Origin of the sequence: Sporosarcina contaminans (genome assembly GCF_042679045.1) — a bacterium.
Taxonomy (GTDB): Bacteria; Bacillota; Bacilli; order Bacillales_A; family Planococcaceae; genus Sporosarcina; species Sporosarcina contaminans.
The window spans coordinates 1-12,945 of the sequence record NZ_JBHTLT010000043.1; the positions used below are offsets into that span (position 1 = coordinate 1).

Below are 12,945 nucleotides of genomic sequence, written 5' to 3' on the forward strand. Positions count from 1 at the left end.
CGAGCTACTTTCAGTATTAAATGAGAAAAATACAAGAACAGGTGGCGAAAAACGATTCGTTTTTCGCCACCTGTTCTATTTTAGGGACTTATTGGACAGCCCCTCCAGACTGTAGACAAAGTATCTTTTTATTTTGTCTACAGTCATTTGAAGGTTTGCATGGGATAAAATTTTACCTTTCTTGGCTTGAAAACGCTTGCCACGTGGAAGGCAGTCTAAGTCACTTGCCTATCAACCGGTAGATTAAAAACCGCTCATTGTCATTTTTTCATACAAGCGATCCACTTTAATTTCTTTATAGAGCGTAAACACCGTCTGCCGTTCCAAATATTCTACATAATCGATCGTAGGAAAGTAGAGAATAAGATCGGCATCACGCGGATGTTGTTCCACCGAGCTTACAATCTTACGAACGACATTCATAAAAATTTCAACTGAAAACGGGTTGAAGAAATAAAATAGATTGTCTTCGGAAGAAATTTCGTAATTTTCAGCAAAACAATGCTCAAACGCAATGAAACCGCCTTTCTCCCGCTTCTTTTTTCGGTAGTGAAGATAGTTATCGATTGCACTGCGATAAAGTTGCCTGTTCATCTCAATGCCTGTCACCGAGCAATGGAAACGGTTATGCAAATAGAAGGAGACCCTACCCTTCCCACAGCCGTAGTCGACTACACTGTCAATCTGCTTCAATGCATATTTATCGCCTAACATGGTTAATGCTTCATACGGTGTCGCTTCATAGCGGTTGTAGTGCACAGATTGGCCTGAAATCTCCAACATTCCTGCAGTCTTAATGCCGAGCTGTTTGTCATATTGTTGTTCATTCATGTACATCTCTCGTTTCAGCAATTGATTTACAAAAAGTGTAGAACAGCGCTTACACGAATGCAATTGCGAAGCAACGATTTGCTTTATTGATCTGAACGTGAATATCGACTAGCTACGGGCTGTCTTTTCACTCCTATTGCAAAGCTTTCCTTCTGTTTCACCTTCTCTTTAAATGTAAATACTCGATAGATGGAAGGAATTAGCAATAACGTAATGAAAGTCGCAAATAATAAACCGGAAATTAACACAACAGCTAACGGTCCTTGGTAGTTGCCTGATATGCCGGTTGATAAAGCAAGCGGTAGCATCCCGCCTACCGTTGTCAATGTTGTCATGAAAATTGGCCTAATCCGGTTTTTTCCTGCTTCTATTAGGGCTTCTTCTACGGATAACCCCTCGTCACGCAATTGCTTTGTTCGATCGATGAGTAAAATGGCATTGTTCAAGACGATGCCGATCAGCATAACTATCCCCATCGCAGACAATAGATTTAGTTCCATTTGTGTAATGAACAAGCCGACAATAACTCCTATTATTGCCATCGGAATGATGGACATGACAATAATCGGATGTCCTAAATGATTGAATTGGACTGCCATTACTAGGTAAACAAGGAAAAGTGCAACACCTATCACCATCAACATTTCGATCACTAATTGCTGTTGCTGCTCAAGGTCCCCCCCAGTCATTAACGTATAGCCAGCAGGAATCTCGAACTCATTAATCACTTTTTGAACATCTCGGTTAATTGCTCCTAAGTCTCTTCCTTCAATCTCTCCGGAAATGGCTATGAAGCGCTCCCCATCCAAGTGGGCGATTTCATTTGGCGTTTGTACGGTCTTCAACTCAATAAGCGAAGAAAGCTTTTGACTACCACTTTCTGTTGGAATTTCCAAGTTGAGCAACTCCTGCGCCGTCGCTGTTTGGTTTGCCCAACCGATGATGATCGGCACGGACTCTTTGTCGATTCGGACTTCACCGATAGGCATACGTATGAACGCTTGCTCAATAAATTGTCTAACTTCATCGCTCATAAGCCCCGCTTCTCGTATCGCTTTGTTTTTTAGAACGATCCTCTCTTCTGCCGAAGTATAATCTGCTGTACTGCGAATGCCGACAATGCCTTCAATCTCTTTGATTTTTTCCATAAACGCACCGGCTGATTGCTGTAATTGTTCGAAGTCATCCCCTTTTACAAGCACTTGGACAGGAGCTTCCGAAAATCCTTCCAACGAACTCTGCACACTTTTAATTGGTGTAGAATCAACTAACAAACGTAAAGATGAAGTAATTTCTTCATTCACTTCTTTTTGCCCTTTTTGAATCTCCTCTCCTTTCGTCATATTGATAATGGCAGCGATCATATCCCCATTATCAAGCAAGTACACGGTCTCCACATCGTCAATCTTCTCTAATTCTGCATTCACTTTACGGATAGCCTGCTGCTTTTCATCCAAAGTAACACCTTCCTCTAATTCAATAAGCAACTCCGTATACCTATTGAAAATATCGGGCATTACCGTCATCGGAACGCGGTTCACTAACAGGAGCGAACCAACGAACAATGCAAAGAAAGACACGATGATGAAAACGCTCCTTCTTTTCTTCCTTACAATCCATGAAATAACTTTTTCATAATTTTTTAAGAAACGGTTCTCACGATAGTTGCGCTTTTTAAATCGAAGGAACTGATCGGACAATATCGGAATAAGCGTAAATGCCACAACGACAGAACTAATGAGGGTAACCGCGACTACGATTGACAATATAACCATAAACAAACCCATCTCTCCGCCAATAAAACCGATTGGCAAAAATACGACGATTGTTGTCAACATCGAGGATAGAACAGCCCCAGCAACTTCCTTCGTACCTACAAGAACAGACTCCCGATTGCTGAGGCCCAACTCTCGCTGACGATATATTGATTCTAATATGACAATTGAAGAGTCTACCATCATACCTACTCCGAGGCCGAGACCGATTAACGTCAGCATATTTAGGCTATAACCTAAAACGAACATCGCCAAAAATGTCAGTAGCACGGAAGTTGGTATCGAAATGCCGATAATAATCGTCGCCCGGATGTTCCGTAAAAATAATAGGAGAATGCAAATTGCGACGATGCTACCGATAAGGATATTGCCTGTAACATCATCGATCGAGTCTTGCACAAAATCAGATTGGGCAAGCATTTCATTCAACGTAAATCCTTCTACAAGACCCTCTTCCCGAATTTTTTCTACTTCTGCACGAACTGCTTTCGCCAAGTCGATTTGATTCGTATTTGACGTGCTTCCTACTTGCACGAATAAAAGATTGTTAGAGCCGTTTTTCCATACAAAGGAAGATGTCTCAACCGGATCAAACGAAATTTCGGACAGCTCTTTCAAAAGAACGGATCCATCGGCGTTTGGTATTTCGATTTGCTCGATATCCTCTTTGCTTTTAAATTTTGTATCCCATATAAGCCATGATGTCTCTTGCCCATCTTGTAACTCGCCAAGTGTCGCCTCTCTGTCAGACTGTGCAATGATCGGAATGATTTGTTGAAGCGACAAGCCATACTTCGTCAGTTTATCTTGATCGAAACGTATGGATATTTCATGTTCCAATAGCCCCGTTAGATGGACATCCTTCACTTCTTGCAAGCTCTCAAGTCTCGGTTTCAGAATATCAGTCGCAAAAGCTGTCATTGCTTTCCGATCAGATCCTGTAATATCCATGAAATAACCATAATCTTGATTTGTACTGAACAACCCGACCGCCATTTCCCTAATTTCCGGTTGTTCAGCCTTTATGCTATTGGCTGCCAGTTCCACATCTTTGACAAGTTCATCGCCACGGCCCCGCTCCAATGTTATTTGTAATTCACTTCTGCCTAAACTGACACGAGATACAATTTCTTCCACACCTTCAATTGCATTGAGCCGTTGCTCTAACGGGTTAATAATTTTCTGCTCAACATCGATAGCTGCAGTATCCCCTGTATCCATCTGAACGTAAGCTACATCTACGGCGACATAAGGCAAAATTTCCTTATCTAACTTTACAATTGCGTAACACCCCAACGTTACGACTAAAAAGGCCAATAATCCGACCAATACCTTCTTCCGCAAAATAGTTTTCAAGATATACACTTGAAGCCCCTTCCTTCCCTTTTCATTGATTGCTATCGTATCAATCATTCGAAATTTTCATAACAATCTTCAGTCGGAATTTCATTAAGTCTTCCGATGTAGAAAGGCGTTATGCTATACTTTGATTATTCTAATTATTTTTATTCAAATAAAATGAATGGGGGAAAAATTTTGGGGAAAATGAATCGAATCGGACAAATTGCAGTTCCGGCAAAGGACATTGAACGGGCAACTGAATTTTATAAGGACAAGCTGCAGCTTCCTTTGTACTTCAATACAGAAACAATGGCTTTCTTTGAATGTGATGGCATCCGGCTTTTATTGAGCCTGCCGGAAAAAGAAAAATTTGCACATCACAGCTCTGTCATTTATTTTCATGTGGATCACATTCAGCAGACTTACGATGAATTAACAGGTAAAGGCGTTTCATTTATCGACGAGCCACATATCGTAGCTAAAATGGGAGATACGGAAACATGGATGGCATTCTTCAAAGATAGCGAGGACAATACACATGCTTTAATGAGTGAAGTTAAAGTGGGGTAAATTGTAAGTATGTAAAAAGAGCGAAGGAAACCTATCTTCCTTCGCTTTTTTTATACTGCTTTTTCTACAGACTTGCCCTTGCGCCGTGACATGAAAATGAAGCTGACCAGCGAAAGCAAGATGACAATCGCCAATAGTTCATACATTCCGTGATAGCCGATACTCGGTATTAAAAAGCCTAAAAAATACGGCCCGAATCCTAAACCAAAATCTAAAAAGATGTAAAAAGTGGAAGTGGCTATGCCAATCCGCTCGACTTCTATTCCTTTCAGCGCAACCGCTTGGGCGATCGATTGGAAGTTGCCATAACCGAGCCCAATCACTGCTCCCGATAGCAGCAACATCAATCCGCCATGGACTTGGCTTAATAGAATCATGCCGATCGTAAAAAATGCGAGCGATGGAATGACAACGAATCTTGCCCCTTTCTCATCCAATAAACGACCGGAAAACGGTCTGGATAACAGAACGACAATTGCATAGACAAGAAAGAAGAAGCTTGCGGCTTGAACAACGCCTAACTCATTTGCATAAAAGGACATGAACGATAAGACCCCAGAATAGGATAGGGCAACAAATAATGTGATGATGGAAATTGGAATTGCTCTTTTTTCAAAGAAATCCGATAGGCCCATCCGTTTTTTTACAACTTCAGCTTTCTGTTCTACTGTTTTGCGCTCTATTTCTTTTACAAAGAAAAACATTACGATCGTTGCTATGCTCAAAACAAGACAAAGAATGAATAATCTATTGAACGGGTAATGCTGACTTATGAAAATGCCTAAAAAAGGCCCAATTGCAGTCGCCAACACTGTACTCATACTAAAATACCCGATTCCCTCACCACGTCTGGATGGTGGAATAATTTGAGCGATCATCGTTCCCGTCGCCGTTGAGGCAATCCCTAAACCAATACCATGGATAAGACGGATTGCTAGCAGCAACGGCATGTTCACTGCACCAAAATATAATGCTGTCGAAAGCGTAGAAACAATTAGTCCAATAAACAATATTTTTTTGCTGCCAATTTTGTTGATTAACCCGCCAGTAACAATCCGTGCAATTAATGTTCCGATGATAAATATGCCGGAAACAAGTCCACCCATACTCGTTGATGCTCCGAATTCGTCAACAGCAAAAGGCGCCATTGTCACTAATAGTAAATACATTGCCAACATCAGTATAAAATTGATAATTGATATATTAATAAAATCCTTCGTCCATAATTTCGTTCTTTCTATACTTTCACCCTTTTATCTCATCAGATTTTGGTGTACACGCGCCAATACGTCAATTGCTGCTTCAATTTCATTTTCCGCAACACCTTCTAATAACTGCTCATATAATGGCTTCAATTGAACGGTAATTTCTTCTACAACCGTTCTGCCATGATCGGTCAAGCTGATTAGCTTCTCTCTCCTATCTTTGCCTGGCATCGCATCCACATACTTCATTTCCGCCAAACGCTGCAAAATCTTCGTTACACTCGGCTTTTCAACTTGCTGTCTGTTGGCAATTTCAGCTGGTGTCATTTGTCCTTCCTGAAACAGCAGCCTCAAAATCGCCCATTGAGAATTAAACAATCCATAGCTATGTAACTTTACATTCAATTGATGAATAAACGGCCGATAAACCTTTCCATATTGACTGAAAAAGCTTTGATGTAATGAATTGATATGCCTCACCTCTAATAGTTAGTTAGGTTAATTAACTATAATAGTTAATCATAATAAAAAGATTTTGTCCAACACTTCGGCTTACGAAAAAACCAGGTGCCTGTATCATGGCCCTGGTCTTTTCCTACACTATTTTTTATTCGTACAATTCCTTGTACGCCAATAATTTCAGAGCGGTCATCTCATCTTCTGTCAGCCTGTTTTGCAAATCAGCAAATAGCTGTTGCTGTTCTTCTGTAGTCATGCCGCTTCTTACTTTTATTTGTATATCATTCAACTCACTTAAACTGAATTTTTTAAGTAGCACTCGCATAGCTTCATCTTTTGTTTTAAAAGGAAGCTTCGCCTCATCTACACTTTTTCCTTCCTCAAGGAATTTCTTAACTTCAAGATTGTTTTGCACTTCCTGCTTTATCGCTTCCATTTGTCCACTGGCTTCTAATTCAACTTCCACTTTATCCATAACTTGATCTGCAAGTATTTTTGTACCGAAATAATATACACCAAACCCAATCAGCCCTATAAAAATGACGACGCCAATTAAGAATTTAATAAATCTCATTCGATTGCTCCCTTCTATTGCACTACATCCTATTTTACAATACTGACGTCTTTCAGGCAGAGAAGTTTGCATAATAAGTAAAAGCGTTTGAGTTTAATGAAAAAGGGAAGGAAAACTACAACTTAATAGAAAGAGGGTAGATGAATTTGACGAAAGAAAATCGACGAGAACAAGATGAATATTTTGAAGATCGAGCAGGAACAGAAGATGCAAGATACCATGTCGTACCTCATGACGAAGAAGGCTGGGCTGTCAGACGAGAAGGCGATGATCAACTATCTTGTACAGCTAAATCACAGGAAGAGGCAATTGACGAAGCAAAGAAATTGGCCGAACAGTCTGGAACGATGGTCTATATTCACGGAAAGGACGGCAAAATTGAAAAGCAGTTGGAATACGGAAACGAGTGACGAGACTCTATCTATTGGAATATTTGCTGGACTCAAAGCAACGATGGCTTTTTGTGCCGTCGGTCCCGAGTCCAGCATTTTTATTGCCAGTTTTTTGTAAGAATTTCTTTCACTTCATCGACAGTCAATCGTGTACATAATGCAATCGTTTCTATAGATATCGAAAGCCCGTGCATCGTCATTACTGTCAACATCTTTTCTTGCCGAGCACCTGAAACTATACCTTCCTTGAAGGCAGCCTCAATAGCATCTTTGTGCATCTCGTACCCTTCTCTCTCTTCCTTAAGCAGAGCGACCATCTTCCCACCTCCATATCTCAATAATAAAACATATGTTCCCTTTAATCAATAAAAAACTATAAATCATCAGGATGTCTCACGACCACATGCCAAATCTCAATCTTCTTACGTTAGCTTCCCTTATTACCGTATTTATCCCCCTTGTCCAATTACTGCTATGTGTGAATGCTTCCCTACAAAAGCCGAACAATATTGGTTAATTTTATATCAATGTATGTTTTTCACCTGAATGATGCTTGACGTACTTCTAAAAATAGAGTACATTACATAAGTACGAACAATCATGATACTTAACTTAAAAACATTCGTATTTAGGAGTGACTTTCATGGATACAGTTTTTGACTATGAAGATATTCAATTGATTCCCGCAAAATGTATTGTTAATAGCCGTTCTGAGTGTGATACTTCTGTCACTTTAGGTAAGCATACGTTCGTCTTGCCTGTCGTGCCTGCAAATATGCAAACAATTATAGACGAAACGATTTCAGTCCAATTGGCTGAAAAAGGATATTTTTATGTAATGCACCGTTTTAATCCTGAAACAAGAGCACAATTCATTAAAGATATGCACGCACGTGGGTTGATCGCTTCGATTAGCGTAGGTGTTAAAGAGGAAGAATACGATTTCGTTGAGAAGTTGGCAGCAGATCGGTTAGTTCCAGACTATATTACGATCGACATTGCCCATGGGCATTCCAACGCAGTCATTCGTATGATTCAGCATATTAAACAGCATTTGCCTGAAACATTCGTTATCGCAGGTAATGTAGGGACTCCAGAAGCAGTGCGCGAGCTTGAAAATGCAGGTGCGGACGCTACAAAAGTCGGTATCGGACCAGGCAAAGTTTGCATTACAAAAATTAAAACAGGCTTTGGTACAGGCGGATGGCAATTAGCCGCATTACGCTGGTGTGCAAAGGCCGCCACTAAACCGATTATCGCGGATGGCGGCATCCGTACACATGGCGATATTGCTAAATCAGTACGCTTTGGCGCGACCATGGTAATGATTGGCTCCCTCTTCGCAGGACACGAAGAATCACCTGGCAAAACAGTTGAGAAAGATGGCAAATTATATAAAGAATACTTCGGCTCAGCTTCTGAATTTCAAAAGGGCGAAAAGAAAAACGTCGAAGGCAAAAAAATGTATGTTGAATACAAAGGCAAGCTCCAAGACACATTAACTGAAATGCAACAAGACTTGCAATCGTCCATCTCTTATGCGGGCGGCACAAAATTGGACGCTATTCGTACAGTCGATTACGTTATCGTGAAAAACTCTATCTTTAATGGCGATAAAGTTTATTAATTATGAAGATCGGTTCCGATAAGGAACCGGTTCAGCTTGTTGACAAACGCTCGCATACTGCGTTGCTCGTCTCGCTCGTCCCCTCATGAACCTAAGTTCTATTCGGGTCTTCGCTCGACTTCGCGCCTTGTCTGACAAGCGTTTTCAAGTCAAGCTGGGCAAACACCTATCTCATGACTACAAACCTTAAAAGGACTGTAGACAAAGTAAAAAGATACTTTGTCTACAGTCTGGATCGGTTCCGATAAGGGACCGGTTTTTTACGTTGATAGCTGAGACAATTTATATGGAGAATGCATGATTAAACGATTGAGCAATGATTTCACGTCCATTGCTCGTCCAATAGTTCTTTTAAAACGATAGCTTGGTTGTATTTTTCATCTTTCGCTCCGTATACGAGCGTTACACAGCGGTTCTCCTCTACAATGCCCTGTAGTTTTTTCAATTGCTCCTGCTGCTTGCCTGCAGACAACTCTTTTTTATAGTTATGCACAAATTCATCAAACTTGCCGGGATCATGGCTAAACCATTTTCTCAACTCGATTGATGGAGCAATTTCCTTCATCCAGTGATCGATCCTTATCTCCTCTTTTGAAACTCCACGCGGCCATACACGATCGACGAGCACACGTACACCATCTTCCTCGGATGCTCTTTCATAAGCACGTTTTAATTTTACTATCATTCATGCACACTCCTTTATATAACTCATGATAAACTGATATTACCTGCACCATTTCAATGTATCGTTGCATACTTAATCAAATATAGCATCTAAAATACTGCAAAACGGGTAAAGAAAGATGAATGATTGGGGGGATCGGATTGCTGCAGAACAGATTTAGACATACGAAACGTTATCGGGAAATTATGAATGCTTTTCTGAAAAATGGTTTTAGCCATATTCTTTTTCGTTTAGGCATTACGGATCGTACTTCTTCTAAGAAGGACGGAGCAGTAATGAATATGCAAGATATCGGTGTGAAACTGCGCCTTACCTTACAGGAGTTAGGTCCGACATTCATTAAATTAGGACAGATCGCCAGCTCTAGGCGTGATTTAGTTCCTTTTGAAATTGCGGACGAACTCGAGAAATTACAAGACCACGTTGCCCCTTTTCCTTTTGAACAAGTGAAAGAAATTATAGAAACTGAATTGGAAATGCCAATCGACTCACTTTTTACTGAATTTGAGAAGGAACCGATTGCTACGGCGTCAATCGGCCAAGTCCATGCTGCTCGCCTTTCTTCAGGTGAGAAAGTAGCTGTGAAAGTGCAGCGGCCGAACATTTATCACGTAGTCAATAAAGATTTAACGATCCTGTCCGATTTAGCCCGCTTTTTAGAGGACAATATGGATTGGGCAGAGGCATACCGTCTGCAAGATATGGTTGATGAGTTTGCAAGATCATTGCGGGATGAGTTGGATTATCGAGTGGAAGCGCGCAGTGGAGAGCGGATTGCCAAACAATTCGAGGGCGTGCCGACAGTCCATATCCCAAGTATCTTTTGGGATTTGTCGACTTCTAAAGTGTTGACTACTGAATTGATTCACGGAGTGAAAGTGAATGATTTAGAGAGGCTGGATGCAGAAGGTTATGATCGTGAACGGATTGCGGAGCGAATCGTCCACTCCATGTTAGATCAAATATTGATGGCTGGCTTCTTCCATGGAGATCCGCATCCAGGCAATATTTTTGTATTGCCAAACAACGTCATCTCTTATCTCGATTTTGGCATGGTCGGCCGGCTTGATGATGATATGAAATATCATTTCGCTACGCTCATCATCCAATTGAGGAAAGGCAACACTGAAAATATGATCAAAACATTGGACGCTATGGGCATTCTATCAGACGACACAGATATGATGACATTCAAAAAAGATGTCGACCATCTGCAATCGAAATATTATGATGTTCCATTTGAAGAAATCAAACCGGGGGCGTTTTTCCTTGATTTGTTTCGGATAGCTTATAGACATCGCATTCAAATTCCTACGGAAATTACGATTTTAGGGAAATCGATCCTGACGCTCGAAGGGTTCATTACAAAATTGGCACCCGGATTCAGCATTATGAGTGCTGTTGAACCTTTTGGCAAAAAATTAATAATGGAGCGATATAGCCCGAAAAATGTTTTGCGCAAATCACTTTTGCATTGGAAAGAAAATATTGAAATTCTTACAGATTTCCCAAAGGATTTGAAAGAACTATCAACGTTGATCCGAAAAGGGAATTTGCAAATGAACATTCATATTCCACAAGTGCAAATGATTTTGCGCAGACTCGACCAAGTAAGTAACCGATTATCATTCAGCATCATTTTACTGTCATTCAGCATTCTCATGGTTGGCTTGATCGTAGGTGCTTCCATTTCAGGCGAAACGAATATGCTTTGGCGATTGCCTATCATCGAAGCTGGATCTATCATTGCCAGTTTACTATTTTTATATCTCATTTACTCAATTTTCAAATCCGGCCGGATGTAAATCGACTTTGTCGCTATAAGAACGGACTCATATGCGACATATCGTGAATGAAAAGGAAAGTCCTAAAGTACACAGATCGCAACCATTTTAATTCCCACGAGAGATAGGCAGTCCTACTAATCCTCGATTGTTTAGGACTGCTTCTATCCTTTACATTTCTTTCTTCCAGTCTTCTTTCACAAGCCCAAAAACATAGTGGTCAACAAACTTGTCATGGAGCCACTCAGCTTGCTTTAAGCAGCCTTCTAATGTGAAGCCTAACCTTTTTGGTATTGCCATACTTCTATTATTTTCAGTCGCCGCCCGGATTTCTATACGATTGAGTTGAAGCTCCTCAAAACAGTGGGTGATGACAGCTTCGCAAGCTTTTGTCATTAATCCTTTTCCTTCAAACTCCTTGCCTAACCAATAACCGATTGATGTTGATCGATTTGCCCAATTAATCCCGTGCAACCCAACAACACCCGCCAATTTTCCTTCAAGCCAAATGCCTGCCTGAAAGCCGTTATGATTGGAAAACTGCTTTAACGTACTGTCAATAAAGCCTTTCGAGTCTTCAACTGTCCGAGTGAAGTCTACCCATGGCAACCATTCCCGTAAACTATCCCGTGAGCCGTCAGTCAGCTCAAACAATTCCTGCGCATGCCGAGGCTCTAGTAATCGTAGTTCAGATGTACTGCTCATTTTGAATGAAAACATAATGATCCCCCTTATTTGTCTTCTATTATTTCTACAAATTTCGTTGTAGCTGGCGATAGTGGCACGCTTTTCAATACGCAGATGCCAATGCTTCTTGCCGGAATATCTTCAGTCAATTGAACTTCCCGCAAAATTCCTTTATTCATGTAGTCTTGTGAAAATTCACGTGTGACGCATGCAATGCCCATGTTGATCCTTGCAAATTCAATGCATAAATCATGAGATCCCAATTCAAATTCAGGAGAGATTTGAATGCCTTTCGATAAAAAATAATCTTCTACATACTTGCGTGAATTGGATTTCGGCTCTAAGAAAATGAGCGGTAGTTTCGACAGCTCATTGAAACCAATCGGCTTCGACAATAATTTGTTATATTTTTCACCATAAACAAATATATCATGAACCGTTAAACATGGCCTTGCCACGATTGTCGTATCTTGAATTGGCAAATTGCAAATCGCAATATCCGCATGGCCAGATTTTAGAGCCGTTATTATTTCATCGGTCGTTCCATTGATAATCTTTAGTTTAATATTCGGATATTTATTTCGGAAAGTTTCCAAATTCGGGAGTAGAAAATACTTCGAAATGGTATCTCCTACCCCAATTCTAAGTTCGCCTGTCGTCAAATTTTTAAATTCGGCAATCTTTTCTTCCCCGATGCCGATTAAATTAATGGCCGAATTAACATACTCCAACAGAAGGCTTCCTTCCATCGTCAACGTAACTCCTTTTGGTGTTCGGTTAAAGAGGCGCGTATCCAATTCAGCCTCCAATTGCATAATTGATTGGCTGACTGCCGGTTGCGTCATATAAAGCTCTCTAGCAGCGCCAGAGAAGCTCTCATTTTTACCGACAATACTAAAAACACGGTACAGATCTAATTTACTAACCATATAAACACCCCTTATGCCCATTATTAGAAGTATTAATTTTACTTATATCACTCACCGTTGTATAGTACAAGTAGATTGACGATAAA

At 40.6% G+C, this 12,945-nt stretch carries 12 protein-coding genes and 1 pseudogene; 4 read left to right on the forward strand and 9 right to left on the reverse strand.

The genetic code is table 11. The annotated features are described in order from the left end of the window. Positions 1-220 precede the first annotated feature (220 nt). Positions 221-831, reverse strand: a pseudogene (locus tag ACFQ38_RS09080) (class I SAM-dependent methyltransferase). Positions 832-914: 83 nt separating this feature from the next. Beyond that, positions 915-4,019, reverse strand: a complete 3,105-nt coding sequence (locus ACFQ38_RS09085; protein WP_381480456.1) for an efflux RND transporter permease subunit — start codon at positions 4,017-4,019, stop codon at positions 915-917. A gap of 132 nt (positions 4,020-4,151) precedes the next feature. On the opposite strand from ACFQ38_RS09085, the gene ACFQ38_RS09090 reads away from it, so the two are divergent. Beyond that, positions 4,152-4,517: a VOC family protein gene (locus tag ACFQ38_RS09090; RefSeq protein ID WP_381480492.1), complete on the forward strand. Its 366-nt coding sequence runs from the start codon at positions 4,152-4,154 to the stop codon at positions 4,515-4,517. 50 nt (positions 4,518-4,567) lie between these two features. Here ACFQ38_RS09090 and ACFQ38_RS09095 read toward each other — a convergent pair whose 3' ends face one another. The 3 genes from ACFQ38_RS09095 to ACFQ38_RS09105 all read right to left on the reverse strand — a co-directional run bounded on the left by ACFQ38_RS09095 (position 4,568) and on the right by ACFQ38_RS09105 (position 6,755). Then, positions 4,568-5,758: an MFS transporter gene (locus ACFQ38_RS09095; protein WP_381480493.1), complete on the reverse strand. Its 1,191-nt coding sequence runs from the start codon at positions 5,756-5,758 to the stop codon at positions 4,568-4,570. 12 nt (positions 5,759-5,770) lie between these two features. Then, the gene (locus ACFQ38_RS09100; RefSeq protein WP_381480457.1) at positions 5,771-6,202 is read right to left on the reverse strand and encodes a MarR family winged helix-turn-helix transcriptional regulator; all 432 of its coding nucleotides are present in this window, start codon (positions 6,200-6,202) and stop codon (positions 5,771-5,773) included. A 127-nt stretch (positions 6,203-6,329) separates the two neighbouring features. Then, positions 6,330-6,755, reverse strand: a complete 426-nt coding sequence (locus tag ACFQ38_RS09105) for a hypothetical protein (RefSeq protein ID WP_381480459.1) — start codon at positions 6,753-6,755, stop codon at positions 6,330-6,332. 140 nt (positions 6,756-6,895) lie between these two features. Here ACFQ38_RS09105 and ACFQ38_RS09110 point away from each other — a divergent pair, with 140 nt between their 5' ends. Then, positions 6,896-7,165 carry a DUF2188 domain-containing protein gene (locus tag ACFQ38_RS09110; RefSeq protein ID WP_381480460.1) on the forward strand — a complete coding sequence of 90 codons (270 nt, stop codon included), beginning with the start codon at positions 6,896-6,898 and terminating at the stop codon, positions 7,163-7,165. 80 nt (positions 7,166-7,245) lie between these two features. Here the strand turns inward: ACFQ38_RS09110 and ACFQ38_RS09115 are convergent, their stop codons facing one another. Beyond that, the gene (locus ACFQ38_RS09115) at positions 7,246-7,464 is read right to left on the reverse strand and encodes a hypothetical protein (protein ID WP_336823993.1); all 219 of its coding nucleotides are present in this window, start codon (positions 7,462-7,464) and stop codon (positions 7,246-7,248) included. 326 nt (positions 7,465-7,790) lie between these two features. Here ACFQ38_RS09115 and guaC point away from each other — a divergent pair, with 326 nt between their 5' ends. Beyond that, positions 7,791-8,774 (forward strand): GMP reductase, encoded by a 984-nt coding sequence (gene guaC, locus ACFQ38_RS09120; RefSeq protein WP_381480461.1) that lies wholly within the window; start codon positions 7,791-7,793, stop codon positions 8,772-8,774. A 322-nt stretch (positions 8,775-9,096) separates the two neighbouring features. Here the strand turns inward: guaC and ACFQ38_RS09125 are convergent, their stop codons facing one another. Beyond that, a complete protein-coding gene (locus tag ACFQ38_RS09125) occupies positions 9,097-9,459 on the reverse strand; it encodes a DUF488 domain-containing protein (protein ID WP_381480462.1) in 363 nt (120 codons plus the stop codon). A gap of 140 nt (positions 9,460-9,599) precedes the next feature. On the opposite strand from ACFQ38_RS09125, the gene ACFQ38_RS09130 reads away from it, so the two are divergent. Continuing rightward, positions 9,600-11,264 carry an ABC1 kinase family protein gene (locus tag ACFQ38_RS09130; RefSeq protein ID WP_381480463.1) on the forward strand — a complete coding sequence of 555 codons (1,665 nt, stop codon included), beginning with the start codon at positions 9,600-9,602 and terminating at the stop codon, positions 11,262-11,264. Between the two features lie 150 nt (positions 11,265-11,414). On the opposite strand, the gene ACFQ38_RS09135 is transcribed toward ACFQ38_RS09130, so the two are convergent. Together ACFQ38_RS09135 and ACFQ38_RS09140 are read right to left on the reverse strand one after the other, a co-directional pair. Next, the gene (locus tag ACFQ38_RS09135) at positions 11,415-11,963 is read right to left on the reverse strand and encodes a GNAT family N-acetyltransferase (RefSeq protein ID WP_336823996.1); all 549 of its coding nucleotides are present in this window, start codon (positions 11,961-11,963) and stop codon (positions 11,415-11,417) included. Between the two features lie 11 nt (positions 11,964-11,974). Further along, positions 11,975-12,859 carry a LysR family transcriptional regulator gene (locus ACFQ38_RS09140; RefSeq protein ID WP_336823997.1) on the reverse strand — a complete coding sequence of 295 codons (885 nt, stop codon included), beginning with the start codon at positions 12,857-12,859 and terminating at the stop codon, positions 11,975-11,977. Positions 12,860-12,945 lie beyond the last annotated feature (86 nt).

Excerpts from the sequence above, each read along its gene's own strand:
- ACFQ38_RS09085 (WP_381480456.1), bottom strand. The coding sequence starts at position 4,019 with ATGATTGATACGATAGCAATCAATGAAAAGGGAAGGAAGGGGCTTCAA.
- ACFQ38_RS09090 (WP_381480492.1), top strand. The coding sequence starts at position 4,152 with ATGAATCGAATCGGACAAATTGCAGTTCCGGCAAAGGACATTGAACGG.
- ACFQ38_RS09125 (WP_381480462.1), bottom strand. The coding sequence starts at position 9,459 with ATGATAGTAAAATTAAAACGTGCTTATGAAAGAGCATCCGAGGAAGAT.
- ACFQ38_RS09140 (WP_336823997.1), bottom strand. The coding sequence starts at position 12,859 with ATGGTTAGTAAATTAGATCTGTACCGTGTTTTTAGTATTGTCGGTAAA.
- ACFQ38_RS09135 (WP_336823996.1), bottom strand. The coding sequence starts at position 11,963 with ATGTTTTCATTCAAAATGAGCAGTACATCTGAACTACGATTACTAGAG.
- guaC (WP_381480461.1), top strand. The coding sequence starts at position 7,791 with ATGGATACAGTTTTTGACTATGAAGATATTCAATTGATTCCCGCAAAA.
- ACFQ38_RS09105 (WP_381480459.1), bottom strand. The coding sequence starts at position 6,755 with ATGAGATTTATTAAATTCTTAATTGGCGTCGTCATTTTTATAGGGCTG.
- ACFQ38_RS09115 (WP_336823993.1), bottom strand. The coding sequence starts at position 7,464 with ATGGTCGCTCTGCTTAAGGAAGAGAGAGAAGGGTACGAGATGCACAAA.
- ACFQ38_RS09110 (WP_381480460.1), top strand. The coding sequence starts at position 6,896 with ATGAATTTGACGAAAGAAAATCGACGAGAACAAGATGAATATTTTGAA.